General features: G+C 45.6%; 18 protein-coding genes and 2 pseudogenes. All 20 read right to left on the reverse strand.

The annotated features are described in order from the left end of the window. A pseudogene (cpsG, locus tag C0560_RS15280) lies at window positions 1-526 on the reverse strand (colanic acid biosynthesis phosphomannomutase CpsG); the annotation flags it as partial. A gap of 2 nt (window positions 527-528) precedes the next feature. Beyond that, window positions 529-1947: a mannose-1-phosphate guanylyltransferase/mannose-6-phosphate isomerase gene (locus C0560_RS15285; RefSeq protein ID WP_123427457.1), complete on the reverse strand. Its 1419-nt coding sequence runs from the start codon at window positions 1945-1947 to the stop codon at window positions 529-531. A gap of 1 nt (window position 1948) precedes the next feature. Further along, window positions 1949-3004, reverse strand: a complete 1056-nt coding sequence (locus tag C0560_RS15290) for a glycosyltransferase family 1 protein (protein WP_248858954.1) — start codon at window positions 3002-3004, stop codon at window positions 1949-1951. Window positions 3005-3051: 47 nt separating this feature from the next. Then, window positions 3052-4155, reverse strand: a complete 1104-nt coding sequence (locus tag C0560_RS15295) for a glycosyltransferase family 4 protein (RefSeq protein ID WP_123427453.1) — start codon at window positions 4153-4155, stop codon at window positions 3052-3054. Window positions 4156-4184: 29 nt separating this feature from the next. Then, window positions 4185-5114 (reverse strand): glycosyltransferase, encoded by a 930-nt coding sequence (locus C0560_RS15300; RefSeq protein ID WP_248858955.1) that lies wholly within the window; start codon window positions 5112-5114, stop codon window positions 4185-4187. A gap of 20 nt (window positions 5115-5134) precedes the next feature. Beyond that, window positions 5135-5692, reverse strand: a complete 558-nt coding sequence (locus tag C0560_RS15305; protein WP_123427451.1) for a DapH/DapD/GlmU-related protein — start codon at window positions 5690-5692, stop codon at window positions 5135-5137. Further along, window positions 5682-6953, reverse strand: a complete 1272-nt coding sequence (locus tag C0560_RS15310; protein ID WP_248858956.1) for a hypothetical protein — start codon at window positions 6951-6953, stop codon at window positions 5682-5684. The genes C0560_RS15305 and C0560_RS15310 overlap by 11 nt, the downstream gene beginning before the upstream one ends. A gap of 70 nt (window positions 6954-7023) precedes the next feature. After that, on the reverse strand, window positions 7024-7938 hold the full coding sequence (locus tag C0560_RS15315) for a glycosyltransferase (protein ID WP_123427449.1): 915 nt from the start codon (window positions 7936-7938) through the stop codon (window positions 7024-7026). Beyond that, a complete protein-coding gene (locus tag C0560_RS15320; RefSeq protein WP_123427448.1) occupies window positions 7935-9173 on the reverse strand; it encodes a flippase in 1239 nt (412 codons plus the stop codon). Before C0560_RS15320 ends, C0560_RS15315 begins: the two co-directional genes overlap by 4 nt. A gap of 17 nt (window positions 9174-9190) precedes the next feature. Continuing rightward, window positions 9191-9736, reverse strand: a complete 546-nt coding sequence (gene rfbC / locus C0560_RS15325; RefSeq protein ID WP_123427447.1) for a dTDP-4-dehydrorhamnose 3,5-epimerase — start codon at window positions 9734-9736, stop codon at window positions 9191-9193. A 3-nt stretch (window positions 9737-9739) separates the two neighbouring features. After that, window positions 9740-10618: a glucose-1-phosphate thymidylyltransferase RfbA gene (gene rfbA, locus C0560_RS15330; protein WP_248860293.1), complete on the reverse strand. Its 879-nt coding sequence runs from the start codon at window positions 10616-10618 to the stop codon at window positions 9740-9742. Window positions 10619-10667: 49 nt separating this feature from the next. Next, window positions 10668-11567, reverse strand: coding sequence for a dTDP-4-dehydrorhamnose reductase (rfbD, locus tag C0560_RS15335; protein ID WP_142503386.1), 900 nt, complete (start codon window positions 11565-11567; stop codon window positions 10668-10670). Further along, window positions 11567-12652 (reverse strand): dTDP-glucose 4,6-dehydratase, encoded by a 1086-nt coding sequence (gene rfbB / locus C0560_RS15340; RefSeq protein WP_248858957.1) that lies wholly within the window; start codon window positions 12650-12652, stop codon window positions 11567-11569. Before rfbB ends, rfbD begins: the two co-directional genes overlap by 1 nt. 389 nt (window positions 12653-13041) lie before the next feature. Beyond that, window positions 13042-13938: a GalU regulator GalF gene (gene galF, locus C0560_RS15345; RefSeq protein ID WP_102104084.1), complete on the reverse strand. Its 897-nt coding sequence runs from the start codon at window positions 13936-13938 to the stop codon at window positions 13042-13044. Between the two features lie 177 nt (window positions 13939-14115). Next, entirely contained in the window at window positions 14116-15507 is a 1392-nt protein-coding gene (gene wcaM / locus C0560_RS15350; RefSeq protein ID WP_248858959.1) for a colanic acid biosynthesis protein WcaM, read from the reverse strand. A gap of 11 nt (window positions 15508-15518) precedes the next feature. Then, a complete protein-coding gene (gene wcaL, locus C0560_RS15355) occupies window positions 15519-16739 on the reverse strand; it encodes a colanic acid biosynthesis glycosyltransferase WcaL (RefSeq protein WP_248858961.1) in 1221 nt (406 codons plus the stop codon). Then, the gene (gene wcaK / locus C0560_RS15360; protein ID WP_100779621.1) at window positions 16736-18016 is read right to left on the reverse strand and encodes a colanic acid biosynthesis pyruvyl transferase WcaK; all 1281 of its coding nucleotides are present in this window, start codon (window positions 18014-18016) and stop codon (window positions 16736-16738) included. Before wcaK ends, wcaL begins: the two co-directional genes overlap by 4 nt. 19 nt (window positions 18017-18035) lie before the next feature. Next, window positions 18036-19514, reverse strand: a complete 1479-nt coding sequence (gene wzxC, locus C0560_RS15365; protein WP_102104089.1) for a colanic acid undecaprenyl disphosphate flippase WzxC — start codon at window positions 19512-19514, stop codon at window positions 18036-18038. A gap of 32 nt (window positions 19515-19546) precedes the next feature. Continuing rightward, window positions 19547-20941, reverse strand: coding sequence for an undecaprenyl-phosphate glucose phosphotransferase (gene wcaJ, locus C0560_RS15370; RefSeq protein WP_100779619.1), 1395 nt, complete (start codon window positions 20939-20941; stop codon window positions 19547-19549). A 48-nt stretch (window positions 20942-20989) separates the two neighbouring features. After that, window positions 20990-21746: pseudogene (locus tag C0560_RS15375) on the reverse strand (phosphomannomutase CpsG); the annotation flags it as partial.

A 21746-nucleotide genomic window follows, 5' to 3' on the forward strand; every position in this document is an offset into this window, starting at 1 on the left:
TAATCACCAGCTTCAGCGGCTTGAGGTTTGCCACGTTGATATACCCCAGCAGATGGTCGATATACGCGTTGCGCAGATCAATCTGCTGATAGCTGCCGCGCGCGGCGTCGTTCACCGGCGGGAAGTCGTTGGCTTCCGCCAGACGCTGCACGTCGCGAAGCCCAGTGTCGCCGCTGATCGGACGCGCGCCTTCGCGCACCAGCTTCATGCCGTTGTAATCCATCGGATTATGGCTGGCGGTGACTTCGATGCCGCCGTCCACGCCCAGGTGGAAAGTGGCGAAATAGATCTCTTCGGTGCCGGACAGACCGATATCAAGCACATCCACACCGGCGTCCTGCAGCCCTTTCGCCAGCGCCAGTTTCAGCGCTTCACTGGTGAGACGCACATCGCCGCCGAGCACAATGGTTTTCGGTTTCAGGTATTCGCCGTACGCGCGGCCAATGCGCCACGCGATATCTTCATTCAGCTCTTCACCCAATTTGCCGCGAATATCGTAGGCTTTGAAACAAGTTAATTTTTCCATATTCACATTCGTCCATAACGATCAGCGAAACGTACAATATCATCCTCGCCTAAATACGCACCTGATCTAACTTCAATGAGATCGAGAGGGATTTTACCAGGATTCTCCAGGCAATGTTTGGCTCCAAGGGGAATAAAGATAGATTCATTTTCGCCAACAAACTTGATTTGATCGTTTATCGTCACTTTCGCAGTACCAGAAACAATAATCCAATGTTCAGCACGATGGTAGTGCATTTGTAACGACAATCCTTCACCAGGCTTAACGGTTATATGTTTAACTTGATATCTCGATCCTGTATCGATTGAGTCGCATTTGCCCCAGGGCCTGTAAACCTCGCGATGAACATGATGTTCCTGACGACCTGTTGCTTTCAATTCTTCAACTACATCTTTAACGCCCTGGCATGATAAACGGTCTGCAATAAGAACTGCATCTTTAGTCTGAACTACAATAATGTCTTTAACACCTATGGTGGTGACGAGCGCTGATTCAGCCAATATATAGCAGTTTTCAGAACTGTGGCTTATAACGTCTCCATGAAGAACATTATTATTAGAGTCTTTATCATTGATTTCCCAGAGAGAAGACCAGGAACCAACATCACTCCAACCAGCATCAAGAGAAACCACAACCCCTTTGTGCGTTTTTTCCATTACAGCATAATCGATAGATTCAGATGGACACTGTGAAAAAAGTTCAGGATCTACTCGCATGAAATCTAAATCAGTACGTCCAAAACTAATTGCTTCATGACAGAAATCGTGAATATCATTCCTGTATTTCTTTAATTCCTCAAGATATGTGGAAGCACGGAACATAAACATACCGCTGTTCCATAAATATCTCTTGTCTGCAATGTATTCTTGAGCTTTTTCGAGCGTGGGTTTTTCTTTAAACTCAGCAATTTCAAATGCATTATCGGTGATCGTATCTCCAGCTTGGATATACCCGTAGCCAATTTCAGGATGAGTTGGTATTACTCCAAAAGTAACTAATTGCCCTTTTTCAGCCAACGGTAACGCTATATTAATAGCTGATATAAAGCTATCAACGTTCTTGATTACATGATCGGCAGCCAGAACAAGTAATATCGGATCTTCATCTGAATGTAAAAGCTTACTCATTGCGTAAAAAGCTGATAATGCAACAGCAGGAGCTGTATTTTTTCCTGAAGGCTCTAAAATGATGCCTCCAGTTTCAATGCATTTTTCTCGTAACTGTTCCGCGACTAAAAAACGATGTTCCTGATTACACACGATAATAGGTGGCGCATGCGGGACATCATCAAGGCGAATAATTGTATTTTGCAGTAAACTGTTATCGTTAATTAATGATAGGAATTGTTTGGGATGTTGATTTCTTGAAAGAGGCCAGAGTCTGGAACCTGAGCCTCCAGCGATAATTATCGGTTGAATCATTTTATTTACCTACGAGACCTAAAAATGCAGCAGTTATTGAATCCCATGTAAATTTAGATTCAACATATGAAATATTATTAACATTATTATTCTCACTGCTCCTTGCCAAATGCATTCCATGCAAAATACTTTTAACATCATTTGGTTCAAAATAAAATGCATGTTCTTCTGAAATTTCTTTAAAGACTTCGATGTTACTACAAGCAACATTACATCCAAAATACATTGCTTCGATTATTGGCATTCCAAAGCCTTCGTAAAAAGAAGGGCTAACAAAACAATAAGTTCGTTCATAAATATCTTTGAGTTCTTCTTCTGTAATTGTCTCAATGAAAACCACTGAGTCCATTAGTCCAAGCTCAACAACTAACTTTTCTATACTCTGCCTATAACCTAAATCACGCCCAACAAGATAAAGAGATGCATTGGAATTAATATGCTTTATATACTCTGAAAATGCTTGAACCAGATTAATGTGGTTTTTTCTTTTTTCATAAGTAGCGATGTATAAAAAATCAATATCTCTCTGCTTGTGTTCCCGTGTCGTAACTTCAATACCATTATAGGAAACAGAAATTTTATTTGGATTGATATTACAATATTCAACCAATTGTTTTTTAGTAAAATGACTAACGGTTAGAATATTAGGTACATTTTTCCACTGAGCCCGCTGAATATAGCTTGCTATTTTCTTTAAAACAGCACGATTGTAGTCGGTAAAATTACGAATGTCATGGACAAGTTGGAAATATTTATTTTTATTGGAAAACCATAGAGGTACAGGCATAAAATCGTTAATAATTACGCCTTTAGATTTTGAGAAAATATATGTCAGATGAAAGCAATACAACACTCTGCGAATTGATGCTGGTATATTATCGTAACGTGGCAAGGTAATAACATTAGAAGTCCAATCAGGATTTTCACCTGCCCTAACAATTACTGTCAAAGAGATGTCTTTTTGTTCCAAAAGGGTTTTCCCAAAATAGTCAAACCGTTTATTAGCGCCTGTTACTCTTTTTGTTTCGTAATATAATGAGCAGAGTATAATATTCAAAACTAACCTCTTGAAGAAAGTACAATATTAAAAATATCTTTTCTATATTAATCTTTAATGGTCGCGAGGTACTCATCAATAATAATATTTTCATCAAACTTATTCAGAGCTAAACAGCGAGCTGATTTTTTCATTTTTATAAATGAATCAGGATTCATTTGAATAACTTTTTCTAAAGCATTGACCAAAGCTTCGAGGGATTTAGGTTCGCAAAGAAAGCCAGTTATCCCATCAATCACAGCATCTTTACATCCGATATTATTAGTGGTTATAACAATTTTTCCACAAGCAGCCGCTTCCAAAAGAGACTTTGGAACACCTTCGCGATAGAACGAAGGGAGAACCACGCAATCATATTCAGCAAGAACACTTGCAACATTATCGGAGTGCCCGAGGTAATTTAATAGCCCTGCGTCTACCCATTTAGATATTTCATCTCGATGTATAGCAGATGGGTTAGAATCTAATATAGGTCCCAGGAGAGCAAATTCTGCTGTAGGATATTTTTCACGGATGATTCGGGCCGCTTCGGCGTACAGTTTGACTCCTTTCTGCTCAATTAATCTGGCGACCAAGATAAATTTAATGTCTTTCTCTTTAGTCATTCTAGTTGTATTGAATGCTTCAAGGTTGACACCAGACCCAAGTATTCGGCGAGATTTTTCCTTTTTTACTAAATTACTTTTAGTAAAAAGAAGCATATCTTCTTCATTCTGGAAGAAAACTATATCAGCTCGTTTCTGAGAAAATTTATAAAGAAAATGAAGGATTTTCTTTTTTAAACCATCGTCAACAAACGCAGTACCGAGACCAGCAATATTATTAACAACTCTCAACGAAGGTAAGAGATAGGATACGAACGCCCCATAAATATTTATTTTCGGTGTAAAATTATAGACAACATCAGGTTTTATAGTGATGTATAGATATAATAAATGTAGTATGGTAACCATGTCCTGCAGAGGATTCAAAGAATTACTATGCAAAAAGAGATGATGTTTTTGCACCCCTAAATCAATCAATTTATTTGTGTAAGCATCATCAGGCGCAATAATATGAACTTCATGACCAAGTTCGATAAATCTCTTTATTGTGTTTTTCCTGAAATTGTATAAGTACCAACTCGTATTTGCCGAAAAGATTACTTTCATTAGTATAGTCTGCTCATTTAATATAAATTTTATTTTTCTATTAGATTTTTTATTAACAACATTTTCACTAATGATGTTGATAATTTTTTTCGTATGCAAATGCGATTTTTTACAACAAATAAGAAAAACTTTAATTTGTTCTCTCTGACTGAGAAATAATCAATAAATATTTTTTTGTCCTTGGCAGAAATAGTTTTATTTTCGGAATGCCAAAAATCAACAAATAGTTGATCGGTATGTTTATTAATTAAAAAAGATTTCCCATCAAAAACAATATATTTTTTTAATCGTGATATAAAAGTGTTACCGTTAAATCCAAGCACATTGTTTTGGTGCTGTCTGTACTTAAATAATGGTTTATTATAGAAGAATATTTTCCCATAGCATATGGCATAAAGGCTTAATACCTGATCATGCATATACCAATAAAAATCACTCCGAAGTGCTTTTTCATATAAATTGCGATTGATTATCATAGCGCATCCCTGGACACCACCATTCATCAGTATCATGTCTTCAAGATTTCTTACTTTAATACTATTGTTTGTGAACTTAATTTCCGAAGATAACAAATTTTGATCAACAACCAAACCAGGGGCATAAGCAATACATGGAATATTAGCAGGGAAGGTTTTATTTGCATAAGAGACTAACTCTTCTATTTTATTAACTTCCCAAACATCATCTTGGTCAGCGATGAAAACATACTCCGATGAACATTGTTCGAGTAGTCTTTTAAAATTTTCACCAACACCGTTGGATGAATAATCGTCTTCTATTAAGTGAAGACGATTATCTTTTTTTTGGAGTTCTAATATAACACTTTTTGTATTGTCCGTGGAACCGTCATCACGGACTAAAACTCGAATATCTCTATAAGTCTGATTTAAGATGGAACACACCTGTTCTTTTATATATTTTTCGCCATTGTATGTTGCAACGATCACATCAACAATCATGAAAGCAAAGCCTCTTGTATTTAGAGCGATTTTATTAACTGCGCAGGAATACCACCTACAATACAATTGGAAGGAAAACTCTTAGTCACAACGGAATTTGCCCCAACGATAACATTGCAACCTAGTGTTACACCTGAAAGGATTTTTGCGTTATCACCAATCCAGCAATTATCGCCAATTTCTGTATGCCCTTTTATTACTAACTCTCGTTTTTTTGGCACAATATTTTTATATTCAATACCATATCCATGATTATGATCGGTAATTAAAACATCGCTTCCAATTAGACATCCATTTCCTATTTTTACAGATAATTTTGCAGCGACATGTACATTCTGGCTTAGTGAAACTTCGTCACCAATAATTATTTTTCCATCACCTATAGCATCAATCCACGACTGGTTTCCAATAAGCACTCTGTTTCCAATAACAAAATTATTAGTTCCAGAGAGAGTTACATTTCGCCCAATGTTTAAATTTTTTGTATTAAATATAAAGCTATAAATTTTGCTTCTTATGCGTCGATATACCGAGGGAATACCTCGCAAAAGCAAGATAGCTAATTTTTCATTTCGCATATACGTTCCTGAATTCTTTCCGTTTTTTTAATTCAATATGTTTCAAACAAATTGTCATAAAAATCATAGCTTTCAAGATGGTAGCACTCACATAGATTAAAATTTTCAAATACAGTCCAAAAGACAGTAAAAGACAAATCAACAATACAAAGTAATAAAAATAGTTCTTTTTATCAAGACTGAAATAATCGAAAAAAATACGACCTGTAATCACAGCCAAAATACTGGTTATGCATACTCCTAGCAATCCATAGGCTACATAGTTAATTACAAACGCAGAATCCGAAGAGCGCCCAATTTGGGACGTGACTTCATCTCCATCACCTATAAAGAAGTTATCACCAAATAATATGTTACTTATGTGAGGAATGAAGAGGTGGTTATTAATAAGATCATCAGTTGAATTAGTTTCAACTCGACCCTGAAACACATTGACAATTAATTCGAATGCAAAACTGATAACTCTCACTATCAACTCACTATCAGTGAAAGTCAGCACCATGATAATTCCAGTTATGGCTAAGATTGCAAAGTTAACGAGCAAGCCATATTGTCTATTAAAAATTGACAAAAGAATAAAAAAGGCTATTAAAAAGAATAGGCCAGTACGTCCACTAATTATTACAAGTAAAAAGAGCAAGCCAATGAATAAATACAGCCATGATTTTGATCGTGTTGTTCTTCCCTGAAAAAACACTGCAAATACTAAAAATATTAATAATGCATATGAAACAGATGTATCCCAAATAGACATTGCTTTTAGCCCAATAGCTCTGTTACTTTTTTGAGCCCATTCATACCAATAGCCATCTGTTGCTGTAAGATCCAAATACCACATTCGAAATGAATCATTCATCATTTGAAATAAGCTAAGTAGCAATACTCCTGCAAGAAATATCATTACTCCAAAAAATAATTTTTCTGCTGACAACCGACTTGCTATATAGTCAACTGTTATCGCAAAAAAAATAAAAGATATCGCAGCTTGAATTACCCTTTTAAATTGTAGATCGATAAAGAGCGCATCACCTATATTAGCAAACGTATATTGCATCAAAGAGAGAAAAAATAACGCAATCATCAAAGACAAATATATATAGTATTTTTTTGTTATTTGAATTAGATGTCCAAACCTTGATAATTGATGCTGTGACATATAAATAATAAGTAAGCAAGCCCCCCATGCGAAAGATATATGTGAAGTACTTAAAGTTCCAAATGGAGTTTTATATGCACCACCGAATATAGTAAATAAAATCAACCATAACCCAATAATACTCGAGATATTTATCCTGGATCGCATTATGTTAGCTCAACTCTGAAAGGATTTGCTATTTTGATAAAACATTCCTGAAATTTGAAATGATAAACTTTGCATTCGAGATACACTTCACGCCTAGCAACCCTACTAATCCATACGCTTTTTTAATATTTTGATTGGCATTAGTATTATCAAATGTATAATTTCTTTTTTTATCAATAATAGTTCGATAATACCAAATAATCACAAAACGATAATACATATCTCTTTTTACTTTTTGAAAAGTTTTTTTTGTAATTGTATTTTCTTTAACTTTCTCATAAAGAATGTTAAGAAATAAAATGCAAAAATTATAAAATATGTTGTATCCGCCTTTCTTATTAACATTGATGTTCTCAAACATTATTTCATCGACAATGCAATATTCCTTGTTATTAGTCTGAAGAAGAACACTTGTGTGCGGGAACATTTCATCAACATCTTGCGGTTCTGACCGAAGTTTTTGTAATTGCTCTCTCCAGATTGCAAATGATGAACTCCATGTTATCAAATAACTGGCATGACTAACAAAATCATCAAGGCTGTCACAACATATCGTTTTTTTTGAAAATTTTAGCTCACCGTTTGTAAAAAAAAGAATTGGCTTTATTTCAACATGTTTAACAGCATATTCAAGCAAAGACTTAAATTTTCCACGTTTAAATGCTGAGTAATCATTATGTAATTTTAACAATTCCCCATCACCGAGTCTTAGTGCTTGAATAGAATTATAGAAACCGCTCACAGGATTTCTATAATACTTTATATTATATCCGTTTGCTTGTAACTCTTTTGCATATTTTTCAGTATGGTCATTATCGGAATTATCGGAAATTATGATTTGAAACAGCGAATTATCAACATCATCATCTATTATAGAATTAATTGTAGTTTTAATATAATCCAGTCTATTTTTTGTCGGTATGCATATTGATAAATAAATCATACTTTCCCTTTAACTTGTTTGATAACAACATAACAGAATATCAATGTAATAATTATTTCGATCACTAACGCAGCATACGAAACTCCCAAATATGAACCATAGTATGATGCAATGAACATTAGTGGTAACCCCAAACTACCTATAAGAACATAAGTAAGTCCAAAAACTTTACTTAGACCCAATGGCAGCATAATTTGAACACCCAGCATATTTGCTATCGCGACTATTGAGGGAATCCAAACAAGTACTTTTAAAACTGCTGCAGATTCTAAATGATCAGGACCGAATGCAAGGTTAATAATATGATCAGCTAAAAAGTAACTAACTGTGCTACCTAAGATCATGAAGGCACAAAGAAATACTGATACTCGCCTAACAAATATAACACCCTTCGATAATGATTCAGCAATCAAACGATTCGATCTTGGATATATAGCCTGAGAAACAGGCCCAATTAAACCTTGCAATGCTTGTTTCAATTTATCTGCTGCATTGTAAATCCCTACTGCTTCAGCCCCCGCATTAAACCCGAGGATAAGCGGAATACTGGTCGTGTACATGCTGACGAAAAAAGTAGATAAAAATATGCTCCATCCAAGCTTTAACTGTTTCTTCATTTCAATTAGTGTTGGAAAAACAAAGTATATAAACCCGCCAAATCTTGCTTTCGAAAATGCAAAAGTAGCTGCAATTAAACCTGTATAACTCTGAACCATTATCGCCAAATTAATATCAGATTTTTTGTGAACCAAAATAAATATTAGTGCCAACCCGAGAAGTTTGGCTATTAAATTACTGATAGCAATCCAGTGCATTCTTTCATATCCCTGGAATAACCATACTGGAAAGAAAGAAGTACCAATAACAATACCCATTCCATTAATGAATAGCCAAACGTTATCCTTATAATTAACATTATTAAGAACAAAAATAAGCAACATTGAGAATGATATTATTGCAATGATGATTTTACAACAAATTATCGCGCAAAATATTTGTGAAACTTTATCTTTATTCTCAACATTCAATGCTATCTGCCTGCTTGCTGAAAGATTGAATCCATAGTCTGTCAGGATAACAAGATACTGTATAACAGCCAATATGATACTATAAGTTCCAAATCCATCAAGTCCCAGCGTACGAACAAGATAAGGAACCGTAATCAAAGGTATTAAATAATTAACACCCTGGATGCTGAACATTGAAAAAATATTTTTTAGAATCGACCTTTCCATATAATTTCTCGTAAAAGCTAAAATTCTACGGAATGGATTTGTCTAGCAACCTTATCTTTTTCAGATAAAATTAATTGAGAGGTTTCAATTGGCCAGTTTATATTCACTGAAGAATCATTCCAAATAATACCTCTTTCATGCTGAGGTGAATAATAATTCGTGGTTTTATAGACAAATTCTGCTTCTTCACTTATCGTAACAAACCCATGAGCAAACCCCTCAGGAATCCATAACTGTCTTTTATTCTCAGCGGAAAGATACACTCCCACCCACTTTCCAAAAGTCGGTGAGCTTTTGCGAATATCAACAGCCACATCAAAAACTTCCCCAGCAACGCAACGCACAAGTTTACCCTGCGCATGTGGCTCCAGTTGATAGTGCAGTCCGCGCAATACTCCTTTACTGGATTTGGAATGATTGTCTTGAACGAATTCCACCTTGCGACCTACCGCCTCTTCAAACACTTTCTGGCTGAAGCTTTCAAAGAAAAAACCACGATCATCACCAAATACTTTCGGTTCAAAAATCAAAACATCTGGAATATCAGTCTTAATCACATTCATTGCTTAATAGCCTTTAATCATTTTCAGCAGGTACTGACCGTATGCATTTTTCTTCAACGGCTCTGCCAGTTTCTTAACCTGATCAGCGTCGATAAAACCTTTACGATACGCAATTTCTTCCGGGCAGGAAACTTTCAGTCCCTGACGCTCTTCAATTGTCGCAATAAAGTTACTTGCCTCGATCAGGCTCTGGTGTGTACCGGTATCCAGCCAGGCATAACCGCGCCCCATCATGGCAACTGAAAGATGCCCCTGCTCCAGATACATACGGTTGATATCCGTGATTTCCAACTCACCGCGCGCAGAAGGTTTCAGGTTTTTAGCCATTTCTACAACATCGTTATCGTAGAAATAGAGACCCGTTACGGCATAGTTACTCTTAGGCTCCAGCGGCTTTTCTTCCAGGCTGATAGCCTTACCGTTTTTATCAAACTCCACAACGCCATAGCGTTCAGGGTCGTTAACGTGATAGGCAAATACCGTCGCACCATCATCTTTATTCAGGGCTGCTTCGAGCTGTTTAGGCAGATCGTGGCCATAGAAAATATTGTCGCCCAGCACCAGCGCGCAGCTATCGTCACCAATGAACTCTTCGCCAATAATAAAGGCCTGCGCCAGACCATCAGGACTAGGCTGCACTTTATATTGCAAGTTCAGCCCCCACTGGCTGCCGTCGCCGAGCAGTTGCTCAAAGCGCGGCGTATCCTGCGGTGTACTGATGATCAGAATATCTTTAATTCCAGCCAACATCAGTGTCGACAATGGATAATAAATCATTGGTTTATCATAGATAGGCAACAATTGTTTACTTACCGCCATTGTCACAGGATAAAGACGAGTGCCAGAACCACCAGCCAGAATAATACCTTTACGCGTAGTCATCATTTTTCTCTATAAACACAAAATGCCCTCTAAAGGGCATTTAAAATAATTAAATAGATTGAGCGGTAAATAGCTCAGCGAGCATACGTTTCACGCCAATATCCCAGGACGGCAACACAAGATCAAAGTTCCGTTGGAATTTCTCGGTATTCAGGCGTGAATTTTGAGGCCGTTTCGCCGGAGTCGGATACGCTGATGTCGGAACGGCATTCAATTTTTCGATTGCTAATTCAATACCCGCTTCTCGAGCTTGTTCGAACACCAGTGCGGCGTAGTCGTACCAGGTTGTGGTATTTGATGCTACAAGGTGATACAACCCCGCCACTTCGGGTTTTGCCAGCGCCACACGAATAGCGTGCGCGGTACAATCAGCTAACAGCTCAGCTCCCGTAGGGGCGCCAATCTGATCGTTGATCACTGATAGCTCAGTCCGCTCTTTTGCCAGGCGCAGCATCGTTTTAGCAAAGTTGTTCCCTTTACCGGCGTATACCCAGCTGGTGCGGAAAATCAGATGCTTAGCACAATTCGCCTGCAGTGCTTTTTCGCCGTTGAGTTTAGTCTGACCATAAACGTTCAGCGGTTCCGTTGCATCGGTTTCCTGCCAGGGCGTCTCGCCGTCGCCAGGAAAGACGTAATCAGTGGAGTAGTGAACAACCCAGGCACCAATCTTGGCAGCTTCTTTTGCAATCGCTTCAACACTTGTTGCATTCAGTAGCTCAGCGAAATCTCGCTCGGATTCGGCCTTGTCCACCGCGGTATGTGCGGCTGCGTTGACGATCACATCAGGCTTAATCGCACGCACCGTCTCGGCAATACCTTCAGGGTTGCTAAAGTCACCGCAATAGTCTTTGGACTGGACATCCAGGGCGATGAGATTACCTAGGGGAGCGAGGGCGCGCTGTAATTCCCAGCCCACCTGCCCTGTTTTACCAAACAGGAGAATGTTCATTACTGGCGCTCTCCATAATTCTGCTCAATCCAGGTTTTATAAGCGCCACTTTTCACGTTATTCACCCAATCCTGATTGCTGAGATACCACTCCACTGTTTTGCGGATCCCGCTCTCAAATGTCTCTTGCGGTTGCCAGCCCAGTTCTTGACCAATTTTATGTGCATCGATTGCATAGCGGCGGTCGTGTCCCGGACGGTCGGTCACATAAGTGATCTGATCGCGATAGGAGCCGTCTTTCGGTACGATTTCATCCAACAGATCGCAGATGGTATGAACCACATCAAGGTTTTGTTTCTCGTTATGGCCGCCAATGTTGTACGTCTCACCCGGCTTACCCTGAGTGACAACGGCATAGAGAGCACGGGCATGATCTTCAACATACAGCCAGTCACGAATCTGATCGCCTTTGCCATAAATCGGCAATGCTTTACCGTCCAGAGCGTTGAGGATAACCAGCGGGATCAGTTTTTCCGGGAAATGATAGGGACCGTAGTTGTTAGAACAGTTAGTCACAATGGTTGGGAAACCATAAGTACGCAGCCATGCGCGAACCAGATGATCGCTTGACGCTTTGGACGCGGAATACGGGCTGCTCGGCGCATAAGCCGTTGTTTCAGTGAACAGCGGCAGCTCGGTTGAAGCCGGGTGCTCATCAGGATGGGGCAGATCGCCATACACTTCGTCAGTCGAAATATGATGGAAGCGGAATGCGGCTTTTGCATCTTCATTCAACGCAGACCAGTATGCGCGCGCGGCTTCCAGCAGGACATAAGTTCCGACTATATTGGTTTCGATAAATGCCGCAGGCCCCGTAATGGAACGATCTACGTGGCTTTCAGCAGCCAAATGCATGACAGCATCAGGTTTGTGCGCAGCAAAAATGCGCTCCATCGCCGCTTTATCGCAGATGTCTGCCTGCTCAAATGCGTAACGCTTGCTGTCACTCACTTCTGCAAGTGATTCCAGGTTACCGGCATAGGTCAACTTATCAACGTTAACCACTTCATCCTGGGTATTTTTAATAATATGCCGCACAACTGCAGAGCCAATAAAACCAGCACCGCCAGTAACAAGAATTTTCACGTTAGCTATTCCGTTGATTGAATATATCGGGATATTGATGTTCTGAATTCAGAATAATATGAGCGAAAACAGAAAATATGCACGCTACCGCCCCTGGCTTAACAGCTACCAGTGCACTGAGTACATTCGCAAGATGTGTTCACTTATGGTCATTTTTCGGACGTTAGGCGTAACTGGACAACCATAGAAGTCTGTTAATTGTCGTCCTTATCGACGACAGAAACAAGTAGAAATCCTTATCAAGTCGCCCAAAAAAACAACAGCTAACTTATTGTAATGTGAGCACTTTAAAAACAAAAAACGGCAACGAGCATTCTTGAGGATTTGCCTTCACTCAGAATGATCGGTTGCCGCTACTTTCGTGCTGCGCGCTTACGAGGCCTGTAGAATCACTCGCTCGTCAGCAGTTTCTCAATGCTCTTACGGAACTTCGCCCCTTCCTTCAGGTTGCGCAGCCCATAGTTCACAAACGCCTGCATATAGCCCATTTTCTTACCGCAGTCGTAGCTGTCACCGGTCATCAGCATCGCATCAACCGACTGTTTTTTCGCCAGTTCTGCAATGGCATCCGTCAGCTGTATACGGTCCCAGGCACCCGGTTCCGTTTTTTCCAGCTCGGCCCAGATATCAGCGTTCAGCACATAGCGGCCTACTGCCATCAGGTCAGAAGCCAGTGTCTGCGGCTGGTCAGGTTTTTCGATGAATTCAACAATACGGCTCACCTGCCCTTCTGAATCCAGCGGCTCTTTGGTTTTAATCACAGAGTACTCAGACAGATCGCCTTTCATGCGTTTCGCCAGCACCTGGCTACGGCCCGTTTCATTGAAACGCGCCACCATAGCGGCGAGGTTATAGCGCAGCGGATCGGCTGAAGCATTGTCCAGAATGATGTCTGGCAGCACCACGATAAACGGATTGTCACCGACAACCGGACGCGCGCAGAGAATGGAATGTCCAAGACCCAGCGGCTGTGCCTGGCGCACGTTCATGATAGTCACCCCTGGCGGGCAGATAGACTGCACTTCGGCCAGAAGCTGACGCTTAACGCGCTGCTCAAGCAGCGCTTCGAGTTCGTAAGAGGTGTCGAAGTGGTTCTCTACCGCATTCTTGGAAGAGTGAGTCACCAGAACGATTTCTTTGATCCCTGCAGCAACAATCTCGTCGACGATGTACTGGATCATCGGCTTGTCAACGATCGGCAGCATCTCTTTAGGAATCGCTTTTGTGGCTGGCAGCATATGCATGCCCAAGCCCGCTACCGGAATGACTGCTTTCAAATTAATCATTATTTCTTCCACCTTAAAATGGTTGCCGAATTATAGCTGTTAAACCCGTTTTCGCCAGCATGTTTTACGGTAATTCAGGACTTGATGGTACGCTTTCGACCCACAAATTACAGTAGTTGTTGTCCGAATACGTCACAGTTTTGACACAGAATAATCGCAAAATGGCTGACGCAGACTCTATCTGTGGGGCAGTTTGAAGTTCAGCCTCTCCACATTCACCACCTGCTGATCCACCCGGTCGATATCCACCGAACTCTGCCCTTTTTCATTGACCGCATGGATATTCGCCAGTGAAAGCAAGGTCTCATCTTTCGCCATAAACTTGCCGCGCACGTCTTTGCGCAGGTCAAAATTCATCTTCAGCGCGGGCCCGACTGTCGCCTGCTGCATCACGGTGATGTTGCGTAAAAACAGGTGCTGCGGTTTGTTGTGCAACTCAAGTGTCGCGCGCTGCATCTCCACGTTAGTGATGGCGACAAACGAGGTCGCGTTGCCCGATGAAATCTGTATGCCGCGCAATTTGTACGCCAGCTGTCGATTATCCAGGCGAATATTGTTGAGCCTGAAGTTCTGCGGAATCGACAGGTAATCGCCCTTAACCACCCCGTAACCGATCAACATCCCGGCGCTGTTGACCATATCAACATTATCGATGACAAAGTTATCGCAGCCGTAAATCGCCACCGTGGCGTTATCAATTCCGGCTTTTTTACTGAAATCCGGGGTGATGTTTTTGGCTTTCACATTACGAATAATAAAGTGCTTACCGTTTTCCACATGCACCAGTTGCCGACAGTTACTGCCCGTAATGTTCGCCACCACAAAGTTCTTCACGGTCTGCTTTTCCGGGTAGTTGTTATCGTAGGTACTTCCGGCGAGGCCAATACCGATGCCCCAGTTAATCTTGCCGTTGGTACAGTTGATATTGTCGATCACATGGTCAGAGATCAGGATATTGCGGTCGTTAATGGCGACGTTCCATTCGATCGCATCGCCCTGCAGATGGCTGAAACGGCTGTTCGTGATCCGCGCGCCGTCGACCTGATTATGGAATCCCTGACGCAGAATGGCGTAGTTGGCCTGCGACACGCTGATGTTATCGATCAGCAAATTCCGCATCACCCGCGGTTTTTTACCACCGATGTAAATCTGCGTCACCGGGCCAAAGCCACTCATCGCCAGCCCCTGAATCACGCAGTCAGAGCCACGCACATCCAGGGTGATGTTTTCCGTGCGGCCCTTCCCTTCGCCGATCACCTTGCTGCCCTCCTGTAACACAAAGCGCCCGCGCCCGTTGCCAGTGAGCGCCCCGCGAATCAGCAGGGTCTTGCCATCGGGGATAAATATTCCGGTGTTGATGTTCTCGCAGGTGAGTCCCGCCGGAACCACCACGGTATCGCCGTCGATAAAGGCCTGCTTAAAAGCAGCGATCCAGTCCTTGCGATTGTACTGGCTGATATCGACCGTGCCGCTGCCCGCCGCGCGTGCGAGACGTGTCGTGAGCAACGGCGTCGCGGCCAGCAGCGAGCAGGCGGTCACAAAGTTGCGTCGGGTTATTTTTTTCAGCATACCACCTCGGCTTATAGCGTTTGTAACAGGCTCGCTAACTGACGATTTATTACCTGCTGATTAAATTCGGTTTCGACTTTTTGCCGCGCGTTATGCAGCACGGGCGCCAGCTCCTGCTGGTCGATATCGCTGAACGCGGCCAGCCTGTCGGCAAGCGCGACCGCGTTATTTTCCGGCACCAGCCAGCCGGAATGGCCAGGCTCGATCAGCTCCGGGATGCCGCTGTGCACGGTGGAGACCACCGGAATACCCACCGCCATCGCCTCCATCAGGGCCACAGGAATTCCCTCCATATCGCCATCCGCACCGGTCACGGACGGCAGCAGGAACACATCGGCGTCGTCGAGCATGGCTTTGACTTCATGACTCGGCTTAAAGCCCGGCATCTCTACAAAACCTTCCAGTTGGTATTGCTCGATCAACGTGCGCAGGCGGCGCTCCCACGGGCCAATCCCGAGAATGCGATAGTGAAAATCCACCCCACGCGCCCTGAGCTGACGGCAGGCTTCAATCGCCACGTGCAGCCCTTTTTTCTCGGTGAGACGCGCCACAGAGATAATTTGCAGCGGTTTACCCGGCACTTTCACCGGGCGCTGGGTAAAGCGCTCCATGTTCACGCCCATTCGCGACACGGTGATTTTATCGGACGGACAGCCCATGGTTTTCAGCCGTCCGGCCCAGAGTTCGCTGATCGGCAGCATCATGTCGCCGCGACGAAACAGTTGCTGATATTCACCGGTGTAATGGTTCAACACCTCATGGCTGGAGATGTCGATCCCGTGGAAAATGGTCGCGATTTTGCCGTCAATCACCCCCAGCTCGCGCAGTTTTGCCGCCGTCACTCCTGCCGGGCCAAAGTGGGCGATAAACACATCGGCGCGAAATGGCCGGGCCGTTTGCCCGCGAATCGAGGAGAGGATCAGGTTGCGCGCTTCAGCGCCGTAGCGGGAAACGTTGAGCGCCCGCCAGGTTGATGCGCGATGCAGCCCGCGCAGCGTCTGGCCTGCACGGTAGCGCAGCTTCGCCAGGCGGCCCTGTGGCTCATCCTGCAGCCAGCGGGTTTTCGCCGCAAGATCATACTGCGTCCAGGCCGCATGGGTATTCTGCGTATCGCCCTTTTGCAGGGCGACAATCTCCACGTCATATCCCATATCGATAAACGCGGTGATTTGGTTCAGCACAAAGGTCTCCGACGAGAGCGGGAATTTCAGCAAGAAGAAACCAACCTTCATTTGCCCTCCCCGATGCGATCGAGGACGGATTTGACCATGCTAATCCCGTTTTCCCGCTCGGCTTTCACCGCGTGCGCCAGGCGTTCATTGATTGCCGGAAGCTGGCCGAGCGTATCGCCCACCATCGCGCCCAGGGAACCGTCCAGCAGATGGCGAATATCCACCGCCATCTCCGGCATGCCCAGCTGCTGCATAATGCCCGCCGATTTGTGTTCATAGTTGATGGCGATAGCTGGCGTGCCAAAGTTCATGGAGATAATCGCAGAGTGCAGGCGCGTGCCCACCGTCAGGTCGCAGGCGGAAAGCAGCTTGCCCATCTCCAGATCGTTAAGCTCATCCATCACCACGTGGTAGCGCGACGGATCGTTCACCAGGTTGCGCAGGTTCAGCGCCACCATCCGGTCATCTTTGTTGTAGCTGTCGATGCCCGTACAGGTGGAGAGCGCCAGCACCTGATAGCCGCTGTCGAGCACGCGATTCACCACGTCGGCGAACGCCTGCTCGTAAGCCGCCTGAGTCGTGCCCAGACGCTTATCGAACGGCGCCAGTTCACGCAGGGTAATAGCCACGGTTTTCTGTTTCGCCGCCACGTTCAGCCAGTGCTGAACCGCATAGCTGGCCTCAAAGTTATCGTTCTGGTGATCCACAAGCCAGGCCGTATCCACCCCGTGCTCAACTTTCGAGGTATCAATTTCGCTGCGCTTCATCAGATCCAGACTCACGGATTCGCGCAGGATCAGCGCATCGCAGTGGCCAAACACATAGTTCGCCAGTTGGTTAAACTGCGGGTCCTGGAATGGCCCGACGCTGTGGCCAATCATAAACAGCGGCTTTTTCGCCATAAAGGTGCAGAGCGCATGCTCGAACTGCGGCACGCCGTACAGATCGACAAAGAACGACCCGCCAACCTGAATAATGGCGTCATAGCCCGACAGCAGGCGCACAAAATCGGTAAACCCCTGGGCGATAGCAATGTTGCGCAGCTTGCCGGTGTCGGTGACACGCGACAGCAGCACCTGATGCTGATAGCGGCGACGCAGCACTTTTTTCACGCGACCCACGACGCCTGCGGCAGTGTTGTGCTGTTTCATCTGGCTGTAGAGCGGATCGCCCATCACCGGGCGGTTGAGTAACCACGACGAGCTCACCGGATAGCGGCTCATCACATCCACTTCTGTCTCAGGCTCGAGTGTGTTAATGGCATCCAGCAGACCGCGCAGAATGGCGCTATCGCCACGGTTGCCGCAGGTATGGTTGCCCAGAATCAGTAATTTCATAATGACCTCTTAAAAAAAATCAGCCTGCACGAAGCAATGTTTTCATTTTTTCGCTGCGACAAAACTGGCGCTTCATCTCAACCACCAGCGCATTACGGGACAGCACAATCATCACCACAAACGCCAGCGCACCGGCGGCGATCTGCACCGCCAGCAACGCGCCCAGCGGAAGATGTCCGTTGAGCACAAACCCTAATCCGTAGCTCACAGCCAGCGTTGGCAGCGACAGATAAAACGGCAGCCACAGGCTCAGGATGTACTGGCGATAGCTGGAGCCGAGCACCGGTTTAATCATCACGAAGTAGCTCAGCACGGTGTTGATTATCTGCACCAGCAGGAAGCCAAGCGTTACGCCAATCGCGCCCGCCATGTGCCCGCCGACGATAATCGCCGGAATAAACAGGAACGTTTTAAAGACGTTGAATTTGAAACTGATATCGACGCGCGCTTTGGCCATCAGCAGAGAACCAATCGGGTTACCCACGGAACGCAGCAGGCCCACCACGCACAACAGCTGCAGGATCGGGATAATCCCGCTCCACTTCTCGCCAAACACCAGCGGAACAAAATTATTGGAGACCACCATCAGCCCGAGCAGCGCCGGGAAGTTAATAATCCCCACCACCGACAGCAGCTTGTAGAAGTTCACGCGCAGCTTGTCCGTGTCGTCCTGAATTTTGGCGAACGCCGGAAACAGCACGCGGGTAATGATCGGGTTGAGTTTCATCGGCGGAACAACCGCCACGTTGTACGCCAGGTTATAGCCACCCGCGACGCTGGCACCGAGAATACGCGCCAGCACCAGCGTGGAGAGATTGGTATTCACGTAGTTGATAATGCTGTCGGCAGTCAGCCACGCGCCGAAACGCAGATTGGAGGAGACGGACGCCAGCGAAAAGTGAAAACCGGGACGGTAAATCTTTCGGCCAAAGAAGCCGAACAGCAGCGTACGCACTGCCGTGTTGACCAGATACCCGAGGATCGCCGTCATCGCCAGCGGCCAGAAATGGGCGCTGACCACGGTGAAGGTAAAACCTGCCAGCACCGAGGTAGTCTCGATCATGCCGATCTTGTTGAACTCCAGCTCTTTTTGCATCAGCGCGCGGAACTGCTGACCGTGCGGGATCACCACAAAGGCAAACGACAGGGTGCGGATAAGCGGCGCAAGATCCGGGTTGTTCAGCACATCACCGATAACGTCACTCAGCAGAAACACCACCACAAACACCGCAATCCCCAGCCCGACGTTCAGCCAGTAAAGCGTCGTGAGTTCAAGATGACTGATCTCTTTGCGCTGAATAATCGAGTTGGCAATGCCGAAGTCCGACAGGGTATCCGCCAGCGCGATAATCACCAGCGAGACCGTCAGCAGGCCGAACTGGTGATTATCAATAATCCGCGCCAGCACCGTCATCTGCACCAGCCCGAGGCCGATGATGATGATGGTGGCCATCGCCGACCACTTGGCCCCGCTGATGGTTTTTTCACGTAAACTCATGACCACTCCTTTAAGCCTGTTCCATCAGGCACTTAATACGCGGCTTTATTAACAAAGCCCTTAAAGATGGTCAGAAACACGATTTTGATATCGAACCAGACGCTCCACTCGCGGATGTATTCCAGATCGAACTCAATGCGTTTTTCCATTTTTTCCAGCGTGTCGGTTTCGCCACGCCAGCCGTTGATTTGCGCCCAGCCGGTAATGCCTGGCTTCACTTTGTGACGCAGCATGTAGCCCTCGATCAGCGCACGATACTGCTCGTTATGCGCCACCGCATGCGGACGTGGCCCGACAATCGACATTCCGCCGGTCAGCACGTTGATAAACTGCGGCAGTTCGTCGAGTGACGTGCGGCGCAGGAAGTTGCCCACACGGGTGACGCGCGGATCGTTCTGCGTGGCCTGAGTCACGACCCTGTCGTTTTCCATCACCTTCATCGAGCGGAATTTCCACACCATGATCGGCTTGCCGTCCATCCCGTAGCGGGTCTGGCGGAAGATCACCGGGCCTGGCGAGGTGATTTTGACCGCCAGCGCAATGCCGCACAGCACCGGGGAGATCAGCAGCAAAATCAAAGAGGAGAGCACGATATCTTCTGCGCGCTTGAGCAGACGGTTGATCCCGGAGAGCGGCGTGTCATACAGCGGTACCACCGGCACGCCGTTCACTTCTTCAATACGCGAGTGCAGAATGTTGAAGGTAAACACGTCAGGGATCAGGATCACCGAGCAGGTGGTGTCGGCCAGCTCACGCATCAGGTGTTTGATACAAGACTCTTCGCTCATTTTCAGGGCGAGATAGACGTTGTGAATTTTGCCCGCGCGCGCATCTTCGATCAGCTGGTCGTAGTTCCCCGCCCAGTCAGACGTCACGCCGCCCGGTTTAGCATCGTGATACACCCCCACCACGTCGAAGCCCAGCCAAGGCTCTTTGCGAAAACTGTCCAGCAGCGCCTGCCCCACGGGTAAATCTCCGGCCACCGCCACGTAACGCTTGTTATAGCCGCGGTTACGCAGCCAGCCTGCGATAAAGCGGATCAGGGAACGGCAGACCACCATCCCGACGCTGGTTAACGCGTACCAGCAAAGATAGGTTTTCAGGCTGTTATCAAAGTCGCTGCTGAATGCCACCAGCCCGGCGCTGAAAATCAGGCTTAAGGTCCAGTTTTGCAGAAGTAACATCAGCTCGGTGGTGATTTTGACGCCACGGTAAGAGCGATAAAAATCGGTCATCCCGCCAATCATCTGAAAGACCACCAGCGCCAGTAACGCCATCAACAGATGCATGTATAAAAACGACAGGTCGCTTAGCTGACACACCACCCACAGCCCACCGAACATGATGGTGATATCAGAAAAACGCTGCACCATAGAGATTAACGATGCATTCGTTTTGGCTCGCTCGCGCTTTTTTAGATTTGTCATCGTTGTTCCTGTTATCGGGTTCCCTCTCCCATCGGGAGAGGGCAATGATCACTGTTTCAACAGCGCCAGAATGTCCTGCGTTCGTGCCTCCATCAGCGGAACGTCGGCACGCGACTCCACGTTCAGGCGTACCACCGGCTCGGTGTTCGACGAGCGCAAATTAAAGCGCCACTGCGGGAACGACATGCTGATCCCGTCCGTACGGTCGATTTCGAGGGCGTGCAGAGCAAAATGCTGCTCGACGCGGGCGATAGACTCGGCAGGCTGTTCCAGCTTGCTGTTGATTTCGCCGCTCGCCGGGAACGCCGCCATGCGGTCGCGCACCAGTTCACCCAGGGTTTGCCCCTTCAGGCACAGCAGCTCGGTCACCAGCAGCCACGGGATCATCCCGCTGTCGCAGTAGGCAAAATCACGGAAGTAGTGATGGGCGCTCATCTCGCCGCCGTAAATGGCGTCTTCTTCGCGCATGCGCTCTTTAATGAACGCGTGACCGGTCTTCGACATCACCGGCGTGCCGCCCGCAGCGCTGACCACATCGACGGTGTTCCAGGAGAGGCGCGGGTCGTGAATGATTTTCGCCCCCGGGTTTTTCTCAAGGAAGGCTTCAGCCAGCAGGCCGACAATGTAATAGCCCTCGATAAACTGGCCTTTTTCATCGAAGAGGAAGCAGCGGTCGAAATCGCCGTCAAAGGCAATCCCCATATCCGCGCCGTGCTCGATTACCGCGTTGCGGGTATCGTCGCGGCACTCTGGCAGCAGCGGNTTCGGGATCCCGTTCGGGAAGTTGCCATCCGGGGTGTTGTGG

Source organism: Lelliottia sp. AC1 (genome assembly GCF_023278595.1).
Lineage (GTDB): Bacteria > Pseudomonadota > Gammaproteobacteria > Enterobacterales > Enterobacteriaceae > Enterobacter > Enterobacter nimipressuralis.